Source organism: Butyrivibrio sp. WCE2006 (genome assembly GCF_000701985.1).
In the GTDB taxonomy this organism is placed as follows: Bacteria; Bacillota; Clostridia; order Lachnospirales; family Lachnospiraceae; genus Butyrivibrio.
On sequence record NZ_JNKH01000012.1, the window covers coordinates 75738 to 97897 of the forward strand.

Consider the following 22160-nt stretch of genomic DNA (forward strand, 5'->3'; position numbering starts at 1 on the left):
TGTGCTCGGAAAGAGGTTTTGGTTATGAAAGCTAATGAAAAAACAATGGAAAAAATAATTGCTCTCGCAAAGGGTAGAGGTTTTATTTATCCCGGAAGTGAAATATACGGTGGTCTTGCTAATACATGGGATTACGGTAACCTTGGTGTTGAACTTAAGAATAACGTAAAGAAGGCATGGTGGCAGAAATTTATTCAGGAGAGCCCTTATAACGTTGGTGTTGACTGTGCAATTCTTATGAATCCTCAGACCTGGGTTGCATCAGGACATCTTTCAAGCTTTTCTGATCCTCTTATGGATTGTAAGGAATGTCATGAGCGTTTCCGTGCTGATCAGCTTATTGAGAACTATGCTGCTGAGAATAATATCACACTTGAGTCTTCAGTAGATGGCTGGTCACAGGAGCAGATGAAGCAGTTCATCGATGAGCATAATGTTCCCTGTCCGTCATGCGGAAAGCATAACTTTACTGATATTCGTCAGTTTAACCTTATGTTTAAGACATTCCAGGGTGTTACAGAGGATGCTAAGAATACAGTATATCTTCGTCCTGAAACAGCTCAGGGTATTTTTGTCAACTTTAAGAATGTACAGCGTACTTCCCGTAAGAAGATTCCTTTCGGTATCGGACAGATCGGTAAGTCATTCAGAAACGAGATAACTCCCGGTAACTTTACTTTCAGAACAAGAGAATTTGAGCAGATGGAGCTTGAGTTCTTCTGCGAGCCTGATACTGATCTTGAATGGTTCAATTACTGGAGACAGTTCTGTATCGACTGGCTTAAGTCTCTTGGCATGAAGGAAGATGAGATGAGAGTAAGAGACCATGATAAGGAAGAACTTTCATTCTATTCCAAGGCAACAAGTGATATTGAGTTCATGTTCCCGTTTGGATGGGGTGAGCTTTGGGGTATCGCTGACAGAACCAATTATGACCTTTCAAGACATCAGGAAGTTTCAAAGGAAGACCTTACATACTTCGATGATACAAAGAATGAGAGATACATTCCTTATGTTATTGAGCCTTCACTTGGTGCAGACCGTGTTGTACTTGCATTCCTCTGTGGTGCTTATGATGAAGAGGAGATTGCTGAGGGAGATGTAAGAACTGTACTTCATTTCCATCCTGCACTTGCTCCTGTTAAGATCGGTGTGCTTCCTCTTTCAAAGAAGCTTAATGAAGGTGCTGAGAAGATTTATGCTACACTTTCCAAGAAGTACAATTGCGAATTTGATGACAGAGGAAATATCGGTAAGCGTTATCGCAGACAGGACGAGATTGGTACTCCGTTCTGCGTAACCTATGATTTTGATTCTGAGACAGATGGCAAGGTAACAGTACGTTTCCGTGACAGCATGGAGCAGGAGCGTGTTGCTATCGACGAGCTTGAGGCATACTTTGCAGATAAGTTCAGCTTCTAATTTGAACGTATTTAAAGGAGTTTAAAATGAGACAATTTACAGCTAATGAACTGCGTAAGACATGGAAGCAGTTTTATATTGATAGAGGACACGTTGATGTAGGTGCGGTATCTCTGGTATCAGATGGTTCTACCGGCGTTATGTTTAATGTTGCGGGTATGCAGCCTCTTATGCCATATCTTCTCGGTAAGAAGCATCCTCTTGGAACAAGACTTTGTAATGTTCAGGGATGTGTCCGCACAAATGATATTGACTCAGTTGGTGATAAGAGCCACGTAACATTCTTTGAAATGATGGGAAGCTGGAGTCTTGGTGACTATTTCAAAGAGGAAAGATGCAAATGGAGTTTTGAACTTCTTACAGAGGTATTTGGTTTTGATGCTGATCACCTTGCAGCTACTGTATTTGCAGGTGATGAGAATGCACCAAGAGATGAAGAAGGTGCAGCATGCCGCATAAAATCAGGCTTCAAGAAGGAAAACATTTATTACCTTCCTGCAGAAGATAACTGGTGGGGACTTGAATACGGTCCCTGCGGTCCTGACTCAGAGATGTTCTATATCGCTGACAGACCGGATTGCGGTCCTGATTGCGGCCCCGGATGTGACTGCGGTAAGTACACAGAGCTTGGAAACGATGTTTTCATGCAGTATGAGAAGCATCATGATGGCACACTTACACCGCTTTCACAGAAGAACGTAGATACAGGCTGGGGACTTGAGAGAATCCTTGCATTCCTTAATGGTTCAAGAGATGTCTATCAGGTAGACGTTTTCGTTCCTGCCATTAACTACATTGAGAAGAATGCTAATGTTAAGTATGGCGAAGATGAGAAGATCACAAAATCCATGAGAATTCTTGCTGATCATATCCGTACTTCTGTTATGCTTATCGGAGATGAGGCTAAGCTTCTTCCGTCAAATACAGGTGCTGGATATATTCTTAGAAGACTTATCCGCAGAGCGGTAAGACATGCAAGAGCTTTGAATCTTGGTAAAGAGCAGATTCTTGGAATGGCTGCAATCTATATCGATGAGGTTTACAGCGAGAGCTATCCTAATCTTGTTGCTAATCGCAAGTTTGTTCTTACAGAGCTTGAGAGAGAAATATCAAGATTTGAGAGCACCCTTGAGAACGGCATGAAGGAATTTAAGAAGATTCTCGATAAGACATCTTCTGAGAACAAGAAAGAAATCAGCGGAAGAGATGCATTCTTCCTTTATGACACATATGGATTCCCTGTGGAGCTTACTGTTGAGGAAGAGGGACTTAAGGTTGACGAAAACGGCTTCAAGGATGCTATGGAAGAGCAGAAGCAGAAGGCAAGGGATAACCAGAATTTCTCAGCCAATCTTACAACAGGAGCAGGAGTATTTGATTCACTTGATGAATCAAAGCAGTGCGAATTCCTTGGATACGAAACTCTTAACTGTGACGGCAAAATCATTGCTATGGCATCAGGTGAGTCTCTTGTAGATGAACTTGGTGAAGGACAGCAGGGAAGCATAATCACAGATAAGACTACATTTTACGGCACAATGGGTGGTCAGGTTGGTGACCTTGGAGAGATAATCGGAAAAGATGGTTCAAAGTTCGAAGTAACAGAGACCATTCATGTAGCAGGTGGAAGAACAGCACATGTAGGTACTGTCGTTAGCGGAAGCTTTAAGAATTCAGATAGTGTTTCACTTAAAGTAGATGCTGAGAACAGAGCAAAGACCTGCCGTAACCACTCAGCTACACATCTTCTTCAGAAAGCACTTCGTGAAGTACTCGGTGATCATGTTGAGCAGGCAGGTTCGTATCAGGATACTGACAAGACAAGATTCGACTTTAGCCATCACCAGGCTATGACAGCTGAAGAACTTCAGAAGGTTGAAGACCTCGTAAATGAGAAGATTGCAGAAGCACTTCCTGTAGTTACTGAAGAGATGACTATGGAAGAGGCTAAAAAGACAGGTGCTATGGCTCTGTTTGGTGAGAAATACGGTGATACTGTAAGAGTTGTCAAGATGGGGGATTTCTCAATCGAACTCTGCGGTGGTACTCATGTTTCAAATACAAGTCATGTAGGTATATTCAAGATTGTGTCTGAGAGTGGTGTTGCTGCCGGTGTACGTCGTATTGAAGCTCTTACAGGTGATAATGCAAGAGCATATTATAAGGATGTAGAGTCTAAGCTTTATGACGCAGCAAAGCTTTTGAAGACAAATCCTGATGATGTTGCTGATCATATCAAGAAGCTTCAGGAAGAACTCAAAGCTCTTAAGAGCGAGAATGAATCACTCAAGAGTAAAGAAGCTCAGGCAGCTCTTGGCGATGTCCTGGATCAGGTTAAGGAGATTAAAGGTATTAAACTTCTTGCAGCTCCGCTTAAGGGCGTGGATATGAATGGCCTTCGCGATCTTGGTGATCAGATGAAGGAGAAAATTGGCGAAGGTGTTGTTGTACTCATTTCTGAAGCTAATGGTAAGGTTAACCTTATGGCAATGGCTACAGATGACGCAATTGCACATGGCGCACATGCCGGAAACCTTGTTAAGGCAATTGCTGCCAAAGTCGGTGGCGGCGGCGGTGGACGTCCCAACATGGCTCAGGCAGGAGGCAAGAATCCTGCAGGTATACCTGATGCAATAGCAGAGGCTGAGAAGGCATTGTTAGAGCAGATTAATTAAAAAACTGCGTATTTAGTGCTTGACGAACCATAAAAATATGGTATAATCAATAAATGTTATGTGGGTTAATACCTAAAGACATAACAAATAACCCTGGTCACCCGTTAAGGAAGGGTCTGAAGGGAGGGTAAGAGTAGAGAATGTCAACAGTTATTGTAAAAGAAAATGAAACTTTAGACAGCGCGCTTCGTCGCTTTAAGAGAAGCTGTGCCAAGGCTGGCATCCAGCAGGAGATTCGTAAAAGAGAACATTACGAGAAGCCAAGCGTAAAGCGTAAGAAAAAGTCTGAAGCAGCTAGAAAACGTAAATATAATTAATAAAAATAAGTCCTTGGTTTTATAAATCAAGGACTATTTTATTTTAAAAATCTACATTTGTAGCTTTTTATTAGTGGAGCCATACGAGATATTTGTATGATATATCTGATTCTGATATTGATATTGATCTTGATACTTGCTGTAGCAGTTATTGCAATCATTTATCATGATATGAATAACTTTGTTATAAGAAAGTATGAGATACATTCAACTAAATTGACAAAGGATTTCACCTTTTGTCTTTTATCCGATCTTCATGAGAAAATGTTCGGAGATAATAATGAGAGACTCTATGATGCAATTTGCAAAAATTCCCCGGATATAATTCTTATAGCAGGGGATATGCTTACTGCATTTAATGAACATGGAAATGATCATTATGATGAGATAGGCGAATTTGTAGCAAGGTTATCTTCGAAGTTTCCTGTTTATGCAGCCAATGGTAATCATGAGACAAAGATGGATATTCTCGGTGGCTTAAGGGGCAGAGCTTATAAATCTTATGAAGATAAGATTACTAAGGCAGGTTGTGTTCTTTTAAGAAATGAGAGTATATATCTTGAAGACCTTAATGTAGAGGTGAATGGACTGGAACTTGAGCGTGATTACTTCCGCAAGGTGGTAAAGCGTGAGCTTCCGAATGATTATCTTGAAAACGTGTTTGGAAAAGCTGATGACAGCAGATTTCAGGTGCTGATAGCTCATAATCCGATTTATTTTGAGGAGTATGCCAAATGGGGGGCTGATCTTACTGTTTCGGGTCATGTTCACGGCGGTATTATCAGACTGCCTTTCCTTGGTGGGGTGATATCACCTGCAATGGTGCTTTTTCCTAAATATGATGGGGGACTCTTTAAGATTGGGAATAAATCTCTGATCTTAAGTAGAGGCCTTTCTACGCATTCTATTCCTGTCAGATTTAATAATCCGGGAGAAGTCTGTATGATCAGAATGCTTTCAGATAAAAAATAAAACGAGGATAGCTATAATGGCATTGGAAGTAAAGCTGCAGGTTTTTGAAGGACCTCTGGATCTGCTTCTTCATCTTATAGATAAAAACAAAATAGACATTTATGATATTCCTATTGCAGTAATAACTGAGCAGTATATGGATTATATCAGAGCCATGCAGAAGGATGATATGGAAGTTACCAGTGAATTCCTTGTCATGGCTGCTACTTTGGTGGACATAAAATGCAAAATGCTTCTTCCCAAGGAAGTTAATGAAGAAGGCGAAGAGGAAGATCCGAGAGCAGAACTTGTTGAAAAACTGCTGGAATATAAAATGTATAAGTTCATGGCTGAGGAACTCCGCGAGCGTCAGACGAACGCTGATACTCATATGTATAGGAAAAAGAATGTTCCTGAGGAAGTCTTGTCCTATGAGGAACCGATTGACTATGATACTCTCATAGGCGATGCGAATCTTGCCAAACTTAATGATATTTTCCAGGCACTGCTGAGAAGACAGGAAGATAAGGTCGATCCCATAAGAAGTAAGTTTGGTAAAATCGAAAAAGAGTCTGTGGATCTTGATCAGAAGACTCTTTATGTAAAGGCCTATATCAGAGAACATGAGAGATTCAGTTTTAAACAGCTCCTTGAGAAACAGGGAAGCAAAGTAGAGATTATCGTAACCTTCATGGTTATACTTGAGGCTATGAAGATTGGCGACATTGAAATAGAACAAACCGAGACGTTTGGGGATATTATGATTACTTCAAACAGAGTGGCAAAGTGAGGGAGATATGACGAAGGAAGAGGGAGCAGCAGCGATTGAAGCAATCCTTTTTACAATGGGGGATTCTGTTACTGTTGCAGCAATATGTAACGCACTGGATGAGGATTTGAAGGACGTGCGTGATCAGATTGCTTATCTTAAGAAAAAATATTCAAAAGCGGATAGCGGTATAAGTCTGATAGAATTAGAGGATTCAATTCAGCTTTGCACGAAGAGCGAAATGTATGAATATCTTATAAAGGTGGCAAAGACACCCAAAAAGATAACACTTACGGATGCTCTGATGGAGACATTATCAATTATTGCTTACAAACAGCCTATTACCAGATTAGATGTGGAACGCATCAGGGGCGTTAACAGTGATCATGCCGTTAACAGGCTTGTGGAGTTTAATCTTGTACAGGAGCTTGGAAGGCTTGATGCCCCAGGAAGACCGCTTCTTTTTGGGACTACCGAACAGTTTCTTAGAAGCTTCGGAGTTAAGTCATTGGATGATCTTCCTTCTCTTGATGCAGTAAGGGTTGAGGAGTTTAAGCAGGAGGCTGAACAGGAAATCAGTGTAAAACTTGATATTTGATTTAAAATATTAAAATTCCGCACAAAATAAGGGTATGGAGTATTCTCCATGCCCTTATTTTGTGCTATACTATATTCTGACTTAAGTTGTGGTTTTGTACACTTAAAAATATATTACGGAGGTGAAGAAATGAGTAGTTCTTCTCAGGCAAGCCAGAGAATTTTTTCTCTGCTTGATGAAAACAGTTTCGTTGAAATCGGCGCTCAGGTTAAAGCCAGAAGCACAGATTTCAATCTGAAGCAGACAGAGACACCCTCTGATGGTGTAGTAACCGGCTATGGCGTTATTGGCGGTAAGCTTGTATACGTATATGCCCAGGATGCATCTGTTCTTGGTGGCTCTGTAGGTGAGATGCATGCTAAGAAAATAGCAGGTCTCTACGATATGGCTCTTAAGATGGGAGCACCGGTAATTGGTCTTATAGATTCAGCTGGTCTTCGTCTTCAGGAGGCAACTGATGCACTTAATGCTTTCGGTGAAATCTATCGCAAGCAGGTTAGCGCTTCAGGTGTTGTTCCTCAGATCACAGCAATCCTTGGATCTTGTGGTGGTGGTCTGGCACTTTTCCCGACAATGACCGATTTTACATTTATTGAGGAAAAGAGTGGTAAGCTCTTTGTTAATTCTCCTAATGTACTTGAGGGCAACAGCAAGGAGAAGTGTGATACATCATCTGCTGCATGGCAGAGCAGCGAGGTTGGAAACGTAGATGTAGCAGCTGATGAACAGTCTATCTACGCTCAGATAAGAGAACTCGTTTCACTACTTCCTTCAAATAATGAAGATACAGAGAATTTTGATGAGTGCACGGATGATCTTAATCGTGCATGTGAGAACCTTGATGGTTCTATTGACGATCCTGCGCTTATTTTAAGACAGATTTCAGATAATGGAATCTTCTTTGAGACAAAGCAGGGTTATGCAAAGGAAATGGTTACAGGTTTCATCAAGCTCAATGGTGCAACTGTAGGTGTTATTGCCAACAGAAAAGCATTATATGATGAGAATGGTGAAGTTGCTGAGAAGTTTGAGAACGTTCTTACAGCTCATGCATGTGAGAAGGCAGCTGATATGGTTGACTTCTGTGATGCATTTGAGATTCCTGTTCTCTCACTTACAAATGTAAAGGGCTTTGGTGCTACAAAGTGCGACGAGAGACATGTTGCCAAGAGTGCAGCTAAGCTTGTTGCTGCTTTAGCAGGCGCTACAGTTCCCAAGGTTAATGTTATAACAGGCATGGCTTATGGAAGTGCTTATGTTGTAATGAACTCAAAGGCAATCGGCGCAGATATGACATTTGCATGGCCTGATGCCGAGATTGGTACAATGAATGCTGAGCATGCTGCCAAGATTATTGCTGATGGCAAGGATGCAGCTACTGTTGCTGATACAGCAGCAGCTTACGAGAGACTCCAGAACAATGTAGAAAGTGCTGCAGGCAGAGGATATGTTGATACAATCATTAACGCTGCAGACACAAGAAAATATGTAATAGGAGCTTTTGAAATGCTTTACAGTAAGCGTGAAGAGCGCCCTGTGAGGAAGCACACTACAGTATAAGGAGGAGCCTGACAGTGAAGCATAAGATTTTTGCTTTAGGTGTTACGCTTATCTGCATGCTAGGTCTATCAGCTTGTGGTCAGAACATACAGTATAATACTGTAGCCGGAAGCAGATATGATGAGAGTGTATTTTCAAAGGAAGGTCTTTTGGGATATGCCCAGACTATCGAAGATCAGTACTTTGAGACTATGTATTTGCAGGGTATAACACCTGACAATTTCGAAGAAAAATTAGAAGACAGTTTTGATGCTAATACCTATGATGTATTTTTTGCTGGTTATAAGAACTGGTATGATGCAGTCGATGAGATTGGATTTAGCAGTCCTGATACATTAGCAGAGGATATAAGCGTCAAGGATCTTACCTACTATGTGAACAAGGATGGCGAGCTTATGGTTGATGCCACTATTGAAGGAAAAGGCAACAATGCTCACACAGCTATTCTTGAGTATTCACTTGACAGAAAGGGTGTACCTACACTTATTTCAGTCAACGTAAATCATACAACAGGTGAGAAGCTTAAGAGCGCAGGTCTTAATACCCTTCTTGGAATGGGTATGGCATTTACAGTACTTATTATTATTGCGCTGGTAATTTCATTATTCCCGCTTATTAATAAGCTTACAGAGAAGAAGCCTGAGACTAATAAAGAGATTACAGAGAAGTCCATTGAAACAGTTACATCCCAGATTGCTGAAAAGGAAGAGCTTACTGATGATTCAGAGCTTATAGCTGTTATTTCAGCGGCTATTGCAGCCTATGAGGCTAGTCAGGGCACTGGCGGTGACGGATTTGTTGTAAGATCAGTTCGTAAAGTTGGTAAAGCAAGCAATTGGAAAAAAGCTTAAAGCTTTGAATTACGCTTTGAATTAAAGCTAATATTAGGAGGAAATAGATAATGAAAAATTATACAATTACCGTTAACGGAAACGTATATGATGTAACTGTAGAGGAAGGCACAGGCAGTGGTGCTCCCGTAGCAGCAGCTCCTGTAGCAGCTCCCAAGGCTCCTGCAGCTCCTGTAAAGAAGGCAAGCGCTGGTGCAGGCAGTGTAAAGGTAACAGCCGGTGCAGCAGGTAAGGTCCTTAAGATCAATGCAACTGTTGGACAGTCTGTAAAGAAGGGCGATGCTGTAGTAACAATGGAATCAATGAAGATGGAAATTCCTATGGTTGCTCCTCAGGATGGAACAATCGCAAGTATCGACGTTGCTGTAGGCGACCAGGTTGAAGCTGGCGGCGTTGTTGCAACAATGAACTAAAATTTGGAGAGACTCACACGGAGGTCGTTAAATGGATTACATTGTAAACACATTATCGAATCTCTGGCAGCAAACTGCATTTACAACAATGACTCCCGGTAACTATATCATGGTAGTTGTTGCGTTGATATTTATGTATCTTGCAATCGCCAAAGATTTCGAACCACTTCTTTTGGTGCCTATCTCCTTCGGTATGCTTTTAGTTAATATCTATCCGGATATTATGATGTCAATCGATAAGTCATCGAATGGTGTAGGCGGACTTTTATATTATTTCTACCTGCTGGATGAGTGGGCTATCATGCCTTCACTTATCTTCATGGGTGTAGGAGCGATGACAGACTTCGGTCCACTTATCGCTAACCCTAAGAGCTTCCTTATGGGAGCAGCAGCTCAGTTTGGTATCTTTTCAGCATATTTCATGGCTATTGCCATGGGCTTTAATGATCAGCAGGCTGCAGCTATTTCAATCATCGGAGGAGCAGATGGTCCTACATCTATCTTCCTTGCTACAAAGCTGAACCAGACAACTATTCTGGGACCTATTGCCGTAGCTGCATATTCGTACATGTCACTTGTACCGATTATTCAGCCTCCGGTTATGAAGCTTCTTACAACTGATAAGGAAAGAAAGATTCGTATGCAGCAGCTCAGACCTGTTTCCAAGCTTGAGAAGATTCTTTTCCCTATCATCGTTACAATTGTTGTAAGTATGATTCTTCCTACAACAGCACCTCTTATCGGTATGCTTATGCTTGGTAACCTGTTCCGTGAAAGTGGCGTTGTACGTCAGCTTCAGGAGACAGCTTCCAATGCTCTTATGTATATCGTAGTAATTATGCTGGGTACTTCTGTAGGTGCTACAACAAGTGCTGAAGCATTCCTTAACATAACAACAATTAAGATCGTTGTGCTTGGTCTTATTGCATTCGTAATTGGTACTGCAGCCGGAACACTCTTTGGTAAACTTATGTGTGTTATCACCGGTGGCAAGGTTAATCCTTTGATCGGTTCAGCCGGAGTTTCTGCAGTTCCTATGGCTGCCAGAGTTTCACAGAAGGTTGGTGCAGAGTATGATCCCAGTAACTTCCTTCTCATGCATGCTATGGGACCCAACGTTGCAGGTGTAGTAGGTACTGCAGTCGTTGCAGGTACATTTATGGCAGTATTTGGAGTATTTTAAGTTGGATGGGGAATTTACCAATTCCCCGGATCTGACTTTATTCCGGGAAACGTATTTACGTAACCTCGGAATTTCCATATCAAAATATAAAGGAGAAAAATTATGGCAAAGCCAATTAAGATTACAGAGACAGTTCTGCGTGATGCCCATCAGTCACTGATTGCCACCAGAATGCCTACAGAGCTTATGCTTCCCATTATCCCTACAATGGATAAAGTTGGTTATAACTCAGTTGAGTGCTGGGGAGGCGCAACTTTTGATGCTTCCATGAGATTCCTTAAGGAAGATCCGTGGGAGAGACTTCGTAAGCTTAGAGATGGTTTCAAGAACACAAAGCTTCAGATGCTTCTTCGTGGTCAGAATATTCTTGGATACAAGCACTATCCTGATGACGTTGTAGAGTACTTTGTTCAGAAATCTATCGCTAATGGTATTGATATTATTCGTATCTTTGACTGTCTTAACGATTTGAGAAACCTTGAAACTTCAGTTAAGACATGTAAGAAAGAGGGCGGACATGCTCAGATCGCCCTTGCTTATACTCTTGGTGATGCATACACAGAAGAGTACTGGATGAACATTGCAAAAGAAATCGAGTCAATGGGTGCAGATTCAATCTGTATCAAGGACATGGCAGGTCTTCTTCTTCCTTATGAAGCTGAGAAGCTTGTTAAGGCATTAAAGAGTGCTACAAACCTTCCTATTGATCTTCACACTCACTATACTTCAGGTGTTGCAAGTATGACATATCTGAAGGCAGCTGAGGCAGGTGTTGATATCATTGACTGTGCAATTTCACCTTTTGCACTTGGTACTTCACAGCCTGCTACTGAGGTTATGGTAGAAGCCTTCAAGGGACAGGAATTTGATACAGGTCTCGATCAGAAGCTTCTTGCTGAGATCGCTGATTACTTCAGACCTTACAGAGAAGAGTGCCTTAAGAGCGGACTTATGGATGCTAAGGTTCTTGGTGTTAACATTAAGACTCTTATGTATCAGGTTCCCGGTGGTATGCTTTCTAACATGGTTAGCCAGCTTAAAGAGCAGAATGCCAGCGATAAGTACAATACAGTTCTTGAGGAGATCCCGAGAGTACGTAAGGACTTCGGTGAGCCTCCGCTTGTTACACCTTCATCTCAGATCGTTGGTACTCAGGCAGTTATGAACGTACTCATGGGTGAGAGATATAAGGTAGCTACAGATCAGACTAAGGATCTTCTTGCTGGTGAATATGGTAAGACAATTAAGCCTTTCAATCCTGAAGTTCAGAAGAAGATTATTGGCGACAGAGAAGTTATTACCTGCAGACCTGCAGATAAGCTTGCTCCCGGTCTTCCTAAGTTTGAAGAAGCTGTTAAACAGTGGAAGCAGCAGGATGAGGATGTATTATCATATGCATTATTCCCTCAGGTTGCTACTGATTTCTTCAAGTATCGTCTTGCTCAGCAGGAAAAGGTTGATCTTTCAGCCGCAGATACCAAGAACGGAGCATATCCTGCATAACCGCCTTAGCGAGGTATTTTCAAAAGAACAACTATTCGGTTTGAATGGTTGTTCTTTTTTTGTACTTTTTTTCGTATATAATTACTTTTTAATTTATGTTACAATTAGAGTAGTATTCTATTGGTATTTTGAATTCTAAGTATGAAAAGGGGGAGCTTAAGAGACAACTTAAGCAATAGCTATGGCAGAGTTTAGAAGACAAAGACCAAAACTTAATAACTACGGGTTTTCACACCTTAAGGATAATAGAAAGTCTGAAGAGAACAGACAGATTCTTGCTGCTGAAACAATTAACGGCTTCAGGGTAAGACCCGGTTATTATGATATAAACGGCGCTACAGTACTCCCTGATGGCGTTAATTTCACTGTTTATTCAAACGGAGCAACCAAGGTTACTTTGCTTCTTTATCATAGAGGCGAAGAGAGACCATATGTTTCGCTCACTTTTCCTGAAAATTATCGAATAGGAAAAGTTCATTCAATGATAGTGTTTGGTCTTTCAATCGAAAACATGGAATATGCTTATCGTATTGATGGGCCATGGGACGAGGATAAAGGACTTCTGTTTGATTATAACCATATTCTTCTCGATCCATATGCGAAGGCTGTTGTAGGACAAAGAGTATGGGGACAGACCATTAAGTTTGAAGAGGCCTATAGAGCAAGAGTAGTAAGGAATGACTTTGATTGGGGTGATACAAGCTGGCTTAAAACACCTATGAGTGATTCCATAATATATGAGATGCATGTTCGTGGATTTACTATGGATGAGTCATCCGGTATTAAGTGTCGTGGATCTTTTGCAGGAATCATGGAAAAGGTTGATTATCTTAAGAGACTTGGGGTGACAGCCTTAGAACTGATGCCGATTTTTGAGTTCGACGAGACAAGAGATAAGAGAATTGTAAACGGAAGGACGCTCCTTGATTACTGGGGATATAACACTGTAAGTTTTTTTGCTCCGAATACAAGTTATGCATCAACTGAAGAGTATAACAGGGAAGGGTTCGAGCTCAAGGAGATGATAAAGCTCCTTAAAGAGAACGGAATAGAGGTTATTCTGGACGTTGTATTCAATCATACTGCAGAAGGCAATAAAAACGGTCCATTCATTTCCTTTAAGGGATTTGATAATAATATATATTACATGCTGACTCCTGACGGAGATTATTACAATTTCAGCGGCTGCGGTAATACGCTTAATTGTAATCATCCCATGGTACAGCAGATGATAGTTGAGTGCCTGCATTATTGGGTTGAGGAATATAAGATAGACGGATTCAGATTTGATCTTGCAAGTATTCTTGGTAGAGACCAGAATGGTGCACCTATGGATGCTCCGCCGCTTCTTCAAAGACTGGCATTCGACCCGATTCTTGGTGATGTTAAGCTTATTGCGGAAGCCTGGGATGCAGGTGGAATGTATCAGGTTGGATCTTTCCCTTCATGGGGCAGATGGGCTGAGTGGAATGGAAGATATAGAGATAGTATAAGATCATTCCTGAAAGGCGAGTATTGGGCTGCGCCTGAAGCTGTTAGACGTATCACAGGCTCTATGGATATGTACGGCCATAATTATGCAGGATACGATTCTTCGGTGAATTTCATTACCTGTCATGACGGATTTACGCTTTATGATATGTTTGCTTATAACGAAAAACATAATGAGGCAAATGGCTGGAATAATACAGATGGAGCCAATGACAACAGAAGCTGGAACTGTGGTCATGAGGGTGAGACAGATAACCAGGAAGTAAATGATCTCAGATTCAAAATGATGAGAAATGCAATTACTGTTCTGATGTGTAGCAGAGGTACACCTATGATACTTGCAGGGGATGAATTTGCAAACACACAGTTTGGTAATAATAATGCATACTGTCAGGATAATGAGGTATCTTGGCTCAACTGGAATCTGTTTACGAAGAACAGACAGTATTTTGATTTTTATCGTGACATGATTCAGTTCAGGAGAAAGCATCCTTGCATTCGTAAGGATTTGAAGCCTGCGATGTCGGGGCTCCCTTATATCTCTGTGTTTACTGATCATCCTTTTAATACAAATATAAATGACAGTACTAAAGTAATAAGCATCATGTTCGCCGGTTATATCCGAAGAAAGGGTCATGATGATATTGTTATAATGTCTGTAAATGTTTTCTGGGAGGATATACATATAACACTTCCGGATCCACCTGAAGGGGCTTATTGGACTTTGGTTGTAGATACTGCTGCTGAAGACAAGAGATATTTTAATAACAGACCAAAGCCTCTGTCAGTACCTAACTGGAGACTCAAGGCCAGAAGCGTAAGTGTATTCATTGCAGCATATGGAGAAGGCTATGGCAGATGAGAATGGAAATCAGATTGATAATCAGGAAGCACAGGTTAATCCAGGTGTTCCCGGTGAAGAGATAAAAGTTAATGAAAACCCCAATCCCGGTGAAGCGCAAAAAGCAGATGATACTACTTCTGATGAAGTAGTAAATCTTGTGGTTGACGGTTTTGAATTTCTTTCTGAGGAAGATGTCAAAAAGGCTAAGCTTGATAAGCATAAGATTGAAGTTTTGAGGCAGAAGGTACATTCTACCAAAATATCTGATATTGAAGCTGTTTATGAAAAAGCCATAACCAATAAGATTTTTGCTACTCCTATCGGATGGCATTATCTTGCAAGGCTTAGGGATAAGCTTATAAGTGCCGGTGTAAATGAAGAGGATTTAATTCCTATTCCTGTAAATACGAAATTTACAAAAGTGGATTTAAAGGATGAATATCATCCAAGACAATATATATTACCACCACCGCAGAAGAAAAAAAGAGATGTTAAAGCGACTATGATAATTCTTATTGCTATGAATCTTATTCTTGTGGCGATGGTGGTTTCGATGTTTTTGATAGCATATTATTCAGAGACCGACAACATAATAAATTATAAACAGAACGTTACCAACAGATATGCTGAGTGGGAAGATTCATTAAAAGAGAGGGAAAAAGCTGTCAGAATCAAAGAAAAAGAACTTGATATTCAGGATGATACTGAATATGACAGTGAATTAGATACACAATAATACTGAATATGTCAGTGAATTAGATACAATAATACTGAATATGACAGTGAATTTAGATGTACAATGATACTGAAAATAAAGTGAATTAGATACAAAATGAACACAATTACAGCGTATATTTGTGTTTAGGAGAGTGAAAATATGGACAAATTAAAAATACTTGTAGTTGATGACGAATCAAGAATGAGGAAACTTGTAAGAGATTTCCTTGTAAAAAATAATTTTGAAGTAATTGAGGCAGAGGACGGTCAGAAGGCTGTTGACATCTTTTTTGAAGAAAAAGATATTGCTCTTATAATTCTGGATGTGATGATGCCTAAAATGGATGGGTGGCAGGTGTGCCGTGAAATCAGAGAATATTCCAAAGTGCCTATAATCATGCTTACAGCAAAAACAGAAGAACGGGATGAGCTGCAGGGATTTGAACTTGGTGTTGACGAATACATAGGAAAGCCCTTCAGTCCTAAAATCCTGGTTGCGAGGGTAGAAGCTATTTTAAGAAGAACTGCCCAGGGTTCAAGCGAAGACATAATTGAAGCCGGTGGTATCGTTATAAATAAAGCTGCCCATAACGTAACAATAGATGGAAAAGAAATAGAACTTTCATTTAAAGAATTTGAGCTTCTGACTTATTTTATAGAGAATAAGGGACTGGCTCTTTCCCGTGAAAAGATTCTTAATAATGTGTGGAATTATGATTACTTTGGTGATGCCAGAACTATTGATACCCATGTTAAGAAGCTCCGAGGGAAAATGGGTGATAAGGGAGATCTCATAAAGACCATATGGGGTATGGGATACAAATTCGAGCCATAATATAAATAATTTTTAAAAGCAGGTTAGTTACAATTGGAAAATGATAATGAGAAGAAAGTAAGACTTTCACTAAGAACAGAGCTTAATATTTTATTTCTTTTTGTTATGGTCGGAATGATATTGTTTCTGGTCATAATAAATCAGTTTTTTCTTGAAAGAGTTTACATGTCGCATCAGCTTGATGTTGTAAGAAAAGCTTACAGAAGTATCGATGCAGCATCAACGGATGGCAGCTTTACTACTGATGAATACGACATTGAGCTTCAGAGTATATGTGATACTTATGGCATAGAGCTGATTGTTCTTGATGCTGATTCACAGATGATAAAATCATCCTCAAGTGACGCTGATTATATGGCGCGCATTTTGTGGGATAATCTTGTAGGTGACAGCCTCCTGATAAATGGCGACAGCGGACGCAGGATTATTGAAAAAAATAATTACTATACGATTCAGATTGAGAACGATAAAAGATTAAATACAGAATACCTGGAAATATGGGGCGTCATTGAATCAGGATATATTGTCATGGTAAGAAGTGCTCTTGCCGGAATCAGGGAGAGCGTAGGAATATCCAACAGATTCATGCTCTACGTCGGAATTGTAGCAATAGTTATCGGTTCGATAAGTATACTCTATCTTAGTAACAGAATTACAAAACCTATACTTCAGTTGTCCAAAATCTCTGAAGAGATGAAAAATCTGAATTTTGAAGTAAAATATCAGTCTAACAACAATAAGAAGAATACAAATGAAATTGATATTTTAGGCGATAACATAAATGAACTTTCGGAGACTCTGGAGACAACAATTAAAGAATTAAAGACTGCTAATAATGAGCTGAAGCAGGATATTGCCCATAAAGAACAGATTGATGAGATGAGACGTGAGTTTTTATCAAATGTCTCACACGAGCTTAAGACCCCTATCGCACTAATACAGGGGTATGCTGAGGGCCTTGAAGAAGGAATAAGTGATGATCCGGAGAGCATGGCTTTTTATTGTGATGTCATAAGGGATGAAGCATCAAAAATGGACACGCTCGTTAAGAAGCTTTTGACCCTTAATCAGCTGGAATTTGGTAATGATGTTGCTCAAATGGAACGTTTTGATATTACCGAGACTATAAAGAATTACATAAAATCTGCCGATATATTAACGAAGCAGAAAAATGCTAAGGTACAGATGGCTGATTATCCTTCAATTTACGTGTGGGCAGATGAGTTCAAAACAGAAGAAGTTTTAATGAATTATTACAGCAATGCGCTTAATCATCTGGATGGAGATTGTATTGTTGAAATAAAACTGATTCAGCATGACGATAAGGTACGAATTTCTATTTTTAATACCGGAGAGCCCATACCTGAGGATAGTATAGATCATATCTGGGAAAAGTTTTATAAGGTTGATAAGGCCAGAACCAGAGAGTACGGAGGAAGCGGTGTAGGTCTTTCAATTGTAAAAGCCATAATGGAATCCATGCATCAGGAATATGGTGTCAAGAATTATGATAATGGCGTTGAGTTTTGGTTTGAGCTGGAGACAAGATAAAACCTTCTGGAGGCGTTTATGAAAAAACGTGTTTTTAAGGCTTTGATAACTGGAATCATGACAGGAATTCTGTTGACGGGGTGTGGGTCGCAATTCCCTGAAATGACAGAAGAAGAATATGATCAAACTGTTCAATATGCAGTTGGGATACTTATGAAGTATTCTAACAATGGGGTTGAAAGGCTTTCATCATTAAGTTCTTTGGAACTTGAAAGACAGCTGGAGAAAGAAGCCCGTGATGCCAGGAAAGCTGAAAGAGATGCTGCTACTGCAGAAGCAGTTGCCAATATGTCGCAGAATCTTGAAGAAGGCGAAGAATCAGATACAGAAAACGATACAAATATTGATCTTGCCCAAAATTCTGATGATTCAGCTAAGACGGAAGAAAGTTTCGGAAATCAGAATATGTCAGAAGATGGATCTGAAGAAGAAAGTGGGGAGACAAATCAGCCGGAGAATACTGAGGATAGTTCAGAAGCTAAAGATAATCAGAATGGCGATGAGTTGGAAGATGATATCGACAATCTTCTTGATAAGTTTGGAGATGAGCTTGATCAGGGAATCGAAAATGCAGGTTTAGATGAGAATACAAACAATGAATCTGCCAATCATAAAAAAGAAGATGATGTTCAAAATACAAAGCCTGTCACTGAAGAAACTCCGGAAGGAAATGATGACAGCAGCCTTTCTGCAGAAGCAGACAGGACAGTTGAAGGCATGAGACAGGAGCTTTCAAAAGGAATGTTTCTTACATATTCAGGGTACAGCGTTGCAGGTTCATATCCTGATAATGATGATATTTTTGTTATAAATGCCACTAATGGTAAAAAGCTTCTTATTTTGAATTTCAGGTTGAATAATACAACGGGAACAGATATTTCTGTTGATATGGTTAAAGCCAATCCTCATTTTCAGATCATTCTTAATGGGACAAATGTTGGATACACAAATGTAACGATGCTTGAGAATGACCTGAGTTCATTTAAAGGTATGATACCTTCAGGTGACAAAAAGAGTATGGTACTTATTAAGCAGATGGATGCCGGAAAACTTAAAAACGTTGAATCGCTTGGACTCATAGGAGATATGGGCGGAGAGACGATAGAGTTTAAGCTGGAGTGAAAAAAGCTGCCACACAAGTTTATGTTTGTGTGGCAGTTTTTCTATTAATTATTTTTTCCTTCGTTTACCTGTAATGTTGTGAATGTAAAGTAACACTAACGCAAACGCAATTATCAGTATGCGAACAAAGATAGAAGAGGAATCATCTGATGTTAATGCTCTTCTGGCTCCAAGAACAAGAGGGTTATTGAGTACACGCTCTCTTATTGATCCAAGAACGCCTTTATCGTTATCAGCTGATTCTGATACAGACTCATTATTGGAATCGTTATTATCATTATTCTTAGGCTGTTCCGGATTGCCATTTTCCGAAGTTTCAGGTTGGTTCGGATTAGTAGGATTCTTCGGGCTTTCCTCATTTTCTACAGTTGTAGGATTGTTAGGAGTATTCGGAATATCCGGTGTATCCGGTTCAGTTGTGTTTTCCGGTGTAGCAGGGCTATCAGGCGTAACCGGAGGCTCAGTAGTTACCTGATCTTCATGATTTTCAGGGTTGGCAGGCTCTTCAGGAGTTGGTGTATCACCATCTGCAACTTCTTCAGGAATAGAAGGCTCTTCAGGAGTTGGCGTATCACCAGAAGGAACATCACCACCTGAAACTTCGTCAGGAGTAGAAGGCTCTTCAGGAGTTGGCGTATCACCATCTGCAACTTCTTCAGGAATAGAAGGCTCATTAGGAGTTTGTGCATTACCTGGAGTGATTTCACCACCAGAAACTTCATCAGAGGTAGTAGGTTCCTCAGAGCTTGGTGTATCATCTGAAGGAGCATCACCACCTGTAACTTCGTCGGTAGTAGAAGGCTCATTAGGAGTTTGTGCATTACCTGGAGTGACTTCACCACCTGAAACTTCATCAGAGGTAGTAGGTTCCTCAGAGCTTGGTGTATCATCTGAAGGAGCATCACCACCTGTAACTTCATCAGGGGTAGTAGGTTCCTCAGGAGGTAAATCGTCAGGCTCAGGAGTAGTTGGCTCTTCAGGAACAAAAAGTTTATTTACAAATGTATAGGTATTCACATTAGTATTATCTGAAGAGCTATTATTTAATGTAAGGACTGCCGGATGCATCTCATCTGACTTATCTAAATAGAAATCATTAAAGACTTCATCGTCTTTTAGTATGCTAACAGTGGCTATTTCGTAATTTTCTTTATTAAGATCCAGCGCTCCAAAACTTGCTGTAGAATCTTCTTTAGTAACAGTAATTTTTATAGTATATTTCGATTCATCAAAAATAGTCTGTTCACTTTCTGTATCTATAATTTCAGATAGATAATATGTGAATTCATGGTTTTCATTTACTTTCCAATTGGTTTTATCAAATACAAGTCTGTTGTCGAATGCAATTTTGCCGGATGCATTATTTTTTCCTGTCAATACGACTTCTCCGGATTCATTTTCTAACTTAAAGCCAAATTCATTATCTTTGAGAGTTACTTTCTCATTACTGCCGTCTTTTACGAAAGCCTTTGAAGCATTTAATTCCAATGACTTTCCTACTGATATTATTTCGGATGCAGGGTCACCTACAACAAGATAGCCATTACATAAAATTGCGCCACCATGTGTATATGAAGCGTTGTTCTCCATTCTTACGCTGGGCTCTGAAGGTACAGAAGTTGTATCCTCAAGACGAGCGCTGATTCCGGTAGAATATGTAGCTACAAAATATTCATCATCAGTATTTATGGCGGCATGGTCTATTGAACCTGTTATTACTGCGTCTCCAAATACTTTTTTTGCAACAGTACTGTTAAGGGCACAGAAGAAATCGTTATATCCATTTTCCATAAAAGTATTGTTATTCAGTGCATATTCGTGATCAGCTTGTTTCATAGAGCCTGTTCCGGAAACATGAATATTATTTTTATCTCCGCCATTGTTGTTAAAAAGTATAGGCTTGGAATTTTCATCGCCAAATATGAAAACTCTACCGGTTGAACATCCTGCAATACCGCCGCCAAAGCCACCTGCGGTGTTGCCTGTAATTACGGTATCAGCAGGAACTGTCATTGAAGATGCATCGTCGACGAAGATAGCACCGCCTCCCCAATCCTGATAGTTACCATTGGGAGTAATACCATCACTTTTATAGCCGGTTTTATTTCCTGTAAATGTTCCTTTTGTAAGAACTGCTTCGTTTGTCGCAGATGGACTGAAATCACTGCGATAATTACCAATAACTGCGATAGCTCCGCCCTCGTGATTTGTGGCTATATTATTACTGAAAGTTCCGCCATTTACAATGAGTTTCTGGCCTTTGAACAGAATGGCACCGCCACTTGTATTGGAGCAGTTATCAGAAAAAACAACATTATCTCCAATAGAGAGATTATTATTACCCATCACATATATGGCACCGCCGCCACTTCCCCAAACATCATAATTGGATTCATATCCGGAAGTATTTTTATTAAAAGTAGCGTTACTTAGATTGATATCATTTACAACTTTATCAAAGAATATCGCACCGCCATTATAAGCTGCAGAGTTTTCAGTAAAGGTATTATTTCCATTTGCAAAAAATTCACCTTCAGATATTTTTATAGCAGCACCATCACCTTTTGATTTGTTTTCTGCAAAATTACTGTTTTCGATAGTAAGATCGGAGTTCATGGAAAGAATAGCAGAATTGGTAAAGTCTCTGACATTTACTCCGCCAAGGAAAAGAGAGGAACCTTTTTCAACATCTGCTGCATGTTCGATGCTGTTAGTTCCTGCTGCAATCGTACCGTTTATTATTGTCAGTTCGGAATTATTGAGTATAAAACCTGAATATTCCTGTGACAGGGTAAGCGTATGTTCATTAAGGTCAATAACCAGCGATTTAAGATCAGTGATTCTGATGGAATCACCATGCAGATTGATATCATTTTTCAAAATAACACTATTGCCTTTTGAGATAGCATCTACAAAGCCGGCTTCATTATTAACGCTTGTTGAATTTATAGACATATCGCTATATGATTGGTTATTAAGTGTACCGTTTAACTGAACGAACTTATTTGGAAAATTAATATTTCCATCTCCGGCCATGACTGAAATTGCTGAACCAGAGAAGATCTGGGTAACAAGTATAGCTGTGACCACTGTATTTAATATTCCTCGAAATAGTTTCGTGGGTTTCATTTATTTTGTATCTCCTTACTAAGTAAATCGGTTAACCATATTTAAGTATTATACATATTCAATCATAAAATGCAATATTAATTACAAAAATATATGATAATAAATGCAAGTATTTTGCAACAGAATATAAAGTTTCCTTATAAATATAAAAATCGGATATTTGCAGAAAACAATGCATTAATGGACTGTTTTTTCTGTTTTGTTAAGCATGCCATCTGAATTCAAGTGC

17 protein-coding genes are annotated in these 22160 nt (G+C 39.8%); 16 read left to right on the forward strand and 1 reads right to left on the reverse strand.

From position 1 onward, the window contains the following. The first annotated feature begins 24 nt into the window (after nt 1-24). The 16 genes from T501_RS09900 to T501_RS09975 all read left to right on the forward strand — a co-directional run bounded on the left by T501_RS09900 (nt 25) and on the right by T501_RS09975 (nt 18802). Nucleotides 25-1422: a glycine--tRNA ligase gene (locus T501_RS09900; protein WP_044914609.1), complete on the forward strand. Its 1398-nt coding sequence runs from the start codon at nt 25-27 to the stop codon at nt 1420-1422. Nucleotides 1423-1448: 26 nt separating this feature from the next. After that, nucleotides 1449-4097 carry an alanine--tRNA ligase gene (alaS, locus tag T501_RS09905; protein WP_044914611.1) on the forward strand — a complete coding sequence of 883 codons (2649 nt, stop codon included), beginning with the start codon at nt 1449-1451 and terminating at the stop codon, nt 4095-4097. Nucleotides 4098-4237: 140 nt separating this feature from the next. Next, nucleotides 4238-4414 carry a 30S ribosomal protein S21 gene (gene rpsU / locus T501_RS09910; RefSeq protein ID WP_022755619.1) on the forward strand — a complete coding sequence of 59 codons (177 nt, stop codon included), beginning with the start codon at nt 4238-4240 and terminating at the stop codon, nt 4412-4414. Nucleotides 4415-4510: 96 nt separating this feature from the next. Continuing rightward, nucleotides 4511-5386: a metallophosphoesterase gene (locus T501_RS09915; RefSeq protein ID WP_044914613.1), complete on the forward strand. Its 876-nt coding sequence runs from the start codon at nt 4511-4513 to the stop codon at nt 5384-5386. 16 nt (nt 5387-5402) lie between these two features. Further along, nucleotides 5403-6155, forward strand: coding sequence for a segregation and condensation protein A (locus tag T501_RS09920; protein ID WP_026510353.1), 753 nt, complete (start codon nt 5403-5405; stop codon nt 6153-6155). 7 nt (nt 6156-6162) lie between these two features. Continuing rightward, nucleotides 6163-6732 (forward strand): SMC-Scp complex subunit ScpB, encoded by a 570-nt coding sequence (scpB, locus tag T501_RS09925; RefSeq protein ID WP_044914615.1) that lies wholly within the window; start codon nt 6163-6165, stop codon nt 6730-6732. A gap of 129 nt (nt 6733-6861) precedes the next feature. After that, entirely contained in the window at nt 6862-8292 is a 1431-nt protein-coding gene (locus T501_RS09930) for an acyl-CoA carboxylase subunit beta (protein WP_026510355.1), read from the forward strand. Between the two features lie 14 nt (nt 8293-8306). Further along, nucleotides 8307-9143, forward strand: coding sequence for an OadG family protein (locus T501_RS20200; protein WP_050008245.1), 837 nt, complete (start codon nt 8307-8309; stop codon nt 9141-9143). 50 nt (nt 9144-9193) lie between these two features. Further along, the gene (locus T501_RS09940) at nt 9194-9556 is read left to right on the forward strand and encodes a biotin/lipoyl-containing protein (protein WP_044914616.1); all 363 of its coding nucleotides are present in this window, start codon (nt 9194-9196) and stop codon (nt 9554-9556) included. Nucleotides 9557-9587: 31 nt separating this feature from the next. Beyond that, nucleotides 9588-10739 (forward strand): sodium ion-translocating decarboxylase subunit beta, encoded by a 1152-nt coding sequence (locus tag T501_RS09945; RefSeq protein ID WP_044914618.1) that lies wholly within the window; start codon nt 9588-9590, stop codon nt 10737-10739. 102 nt (nt 10740-10841) lie between these two features. Then, the gene (locus T501_RS09950; protein ID WP_026510358.1) at nt 10842-12242 is read left to right on the forward strand and encodes an oxaloacetate decarboxylase subunit alpha; all 1401 of its coding nucleotides are present in this window, start codon (nt 10842-10844) and stop codon (nt 12240-12242) included. 181 nt (nt 12243-12423) lie between these two features. Continuing rightward, nucleotides 12424-14595, forward strand: a complete 2172-nt coding sequence (gene glgX, locus T501_RS09955; RefSeq protein WP_044914620.1) for a glycogen debranching protein GlgX — start codon at nt 12424-12426, stop codon at nt 14593-14595. After that, nucleotides 14585-15313 carry a hypothetical protein gene (locus tag T501_RS09960; protein WP_044914621.1) on the forward strand — a complete coding sequence of 243 codons (729 nt, stop codon included), beginning with the start codon at nt 14585-14587 and terminating at the stop codon, nt 15311-15313. The genes glgX and T501_RS09960 overlap by 11 nt, the downstream gene beginning before the upstream one ends. 141 nt (nt 15314-15454) lie before the next feature. Further along, on the forward strand, nt 15455-16129 hold the full coding sequence (locus T501_RS09965) for a response regulator transcription factor (protein WP_044914622.1): 675 nt from the start codon (nt 15455-15457) through the stop codon (nt 16127-16129). Nucleotides 16130-16162: 33 nt separating this feature from the next. Continuing rightward, nucleotides 16163-17680, forward strand: a complete 1518-nt coding sequence (locus tag T501_RS09970; protein WP_044914624.1) for a HAMP domain-containing sensor histidine kinase — start codon at nt 16163-16165, stop codon at nt 17678-17680. 18 nt (nt 17681-17698) lie between these two features. Further along, nucleotides 17699-18802, forward strand: a complete 1104-nt coding sequence (locus tag T501_RS09975; protein ID WP_044914625.1) for a hypothetical protein — start codon at nt 17699-17701, stop codon at nt 18800-18802. A 48-nt stretch (nt 18803-18850) separates the two neighbouring features. Here the strand turns inward: T501_RS09975 and T501_RS09980 are convergent, their stop codons facing one another. Beyond that, the gene (locus T501_RS09980; RefSeq protein WP_155994833.1) at nt 18851-21931 is read right to left on the reverse strand and encodes a hypothetical protein; all 3081 of its coding nucleotides are present in this window, start codon (nt 21929-21931) and stop codon (nt 18851-18853) included. Nucleotides 21932-22160: the final 229 nt, after the last annotated feature.

What these genes read in the sequence shown, in the direction of transcription:
- T501_RS09920 (WP_026510353.1), top strand. Translation starts at nt 5,403, where the DNA reads ATGGCATTGGAAGTAAAGCTGCAGGTTTTTGAAGGACCTCTGGATCTG.
- T501_RS09915 (WP_044914613.1), top strand. Translation starts at nt 4,511, where the DNA reads ATGATATATCTGATTCTGATATTGATATTGATCTTGATACTTGCTGTA.
- scpB (WP_044914615.1), top strand. Translation starts at nt 6,163, where the DNA reads ATGACGAAGGAAGAGGGAGCAGCAGCGATTGAAGCAATCCTTTTTACA.
- T501_RS09960 (WP_044914621.1), top strand. Translation starts at nt 14,585, where the DNA reads ATGGCAGATGAGAATGGAAATCAGATTGATAATCAGGAAGCACAGGTT.
- alaS (WP_044914611.1), top strand. Translation starts at nt 1,449, where the DNA reads ATGAGACAATTTACAGCTAATGAACTGCGTAAGACATGGAAGCAGTTT.
- T501_RS09965 (WP_044914622.1), top strand. Translation starts at nt 15,455, where the DNA reads ATGGACAAATTAAAAATACTTGTAGTTGATGACGAATCAAGAATGAGG.
- T501_RS09930 (WP_026510355.1), top strand. Translation starts at nt 6,862, where the DNA reads ATGAGTAGTTCTTCTCAGGCAAGCCAGAGAATTTTTTCTCTGCTTGAT.
- glgX (WP_044914620.1), top strand. Translation starts at nt 12,424, where the DNA reads ATGGCAGAGTTTAGAAGACAAAGACCAAAACTTAATAACTACGGGTTT.
- T501_RS09900 (WP_044914609.1), top strand. Translation starts at nt 25, where the DNA reads ATGAAAGCTAATGAAAAAACAATGGAAAAAATAATTGCTCTCGCAAAG.
- T501_RS09975 (WP_044914625.1), top strand. Translation starts at nt 17,699, where the DNA reads ATGAAAAAACGTGTTTTTAAGGCTTTGATAACTGGAATCATGACAGGA.
- rpsU (WP_022755619.1), top strand. Translation starts at nt 4,238, where the DNA reads ATGTCAACAGTTATTGTAAAAGAAAATGAAACTTTAGACAGCGCGCTT.
- T501_RS09950 (WP_026510358.1), top strand. Translation starts at nt 10,842, where the DNA reads ATGGCAAAGCCAATTAAGATTACAGAGACAGTTCTGCGTGATGCCCAT.
- T501_RS09940 (WP_044914616.1), top strand. Translation starts at nt 9,194, where the DNA reads ATGAAAAATTATACAATTACCGTTAACGGAAACGTATATGATGTAACT.
- T501_RS09945 (WP_044914618.1), top strand. Translation starts at nt 9,588, where the DNA reads ATGGATTACATTGTAAACACATTATCGAATCTCTGGCAGCAAACTGCA.
- T501_RS09980 (WP_155994833.1), bottom strand. Translation starts at nt 21,931, where the DNA reads ATGAAACCCACGAAACTATTTCGAGGAATATTAAATACAGTGGTCACA.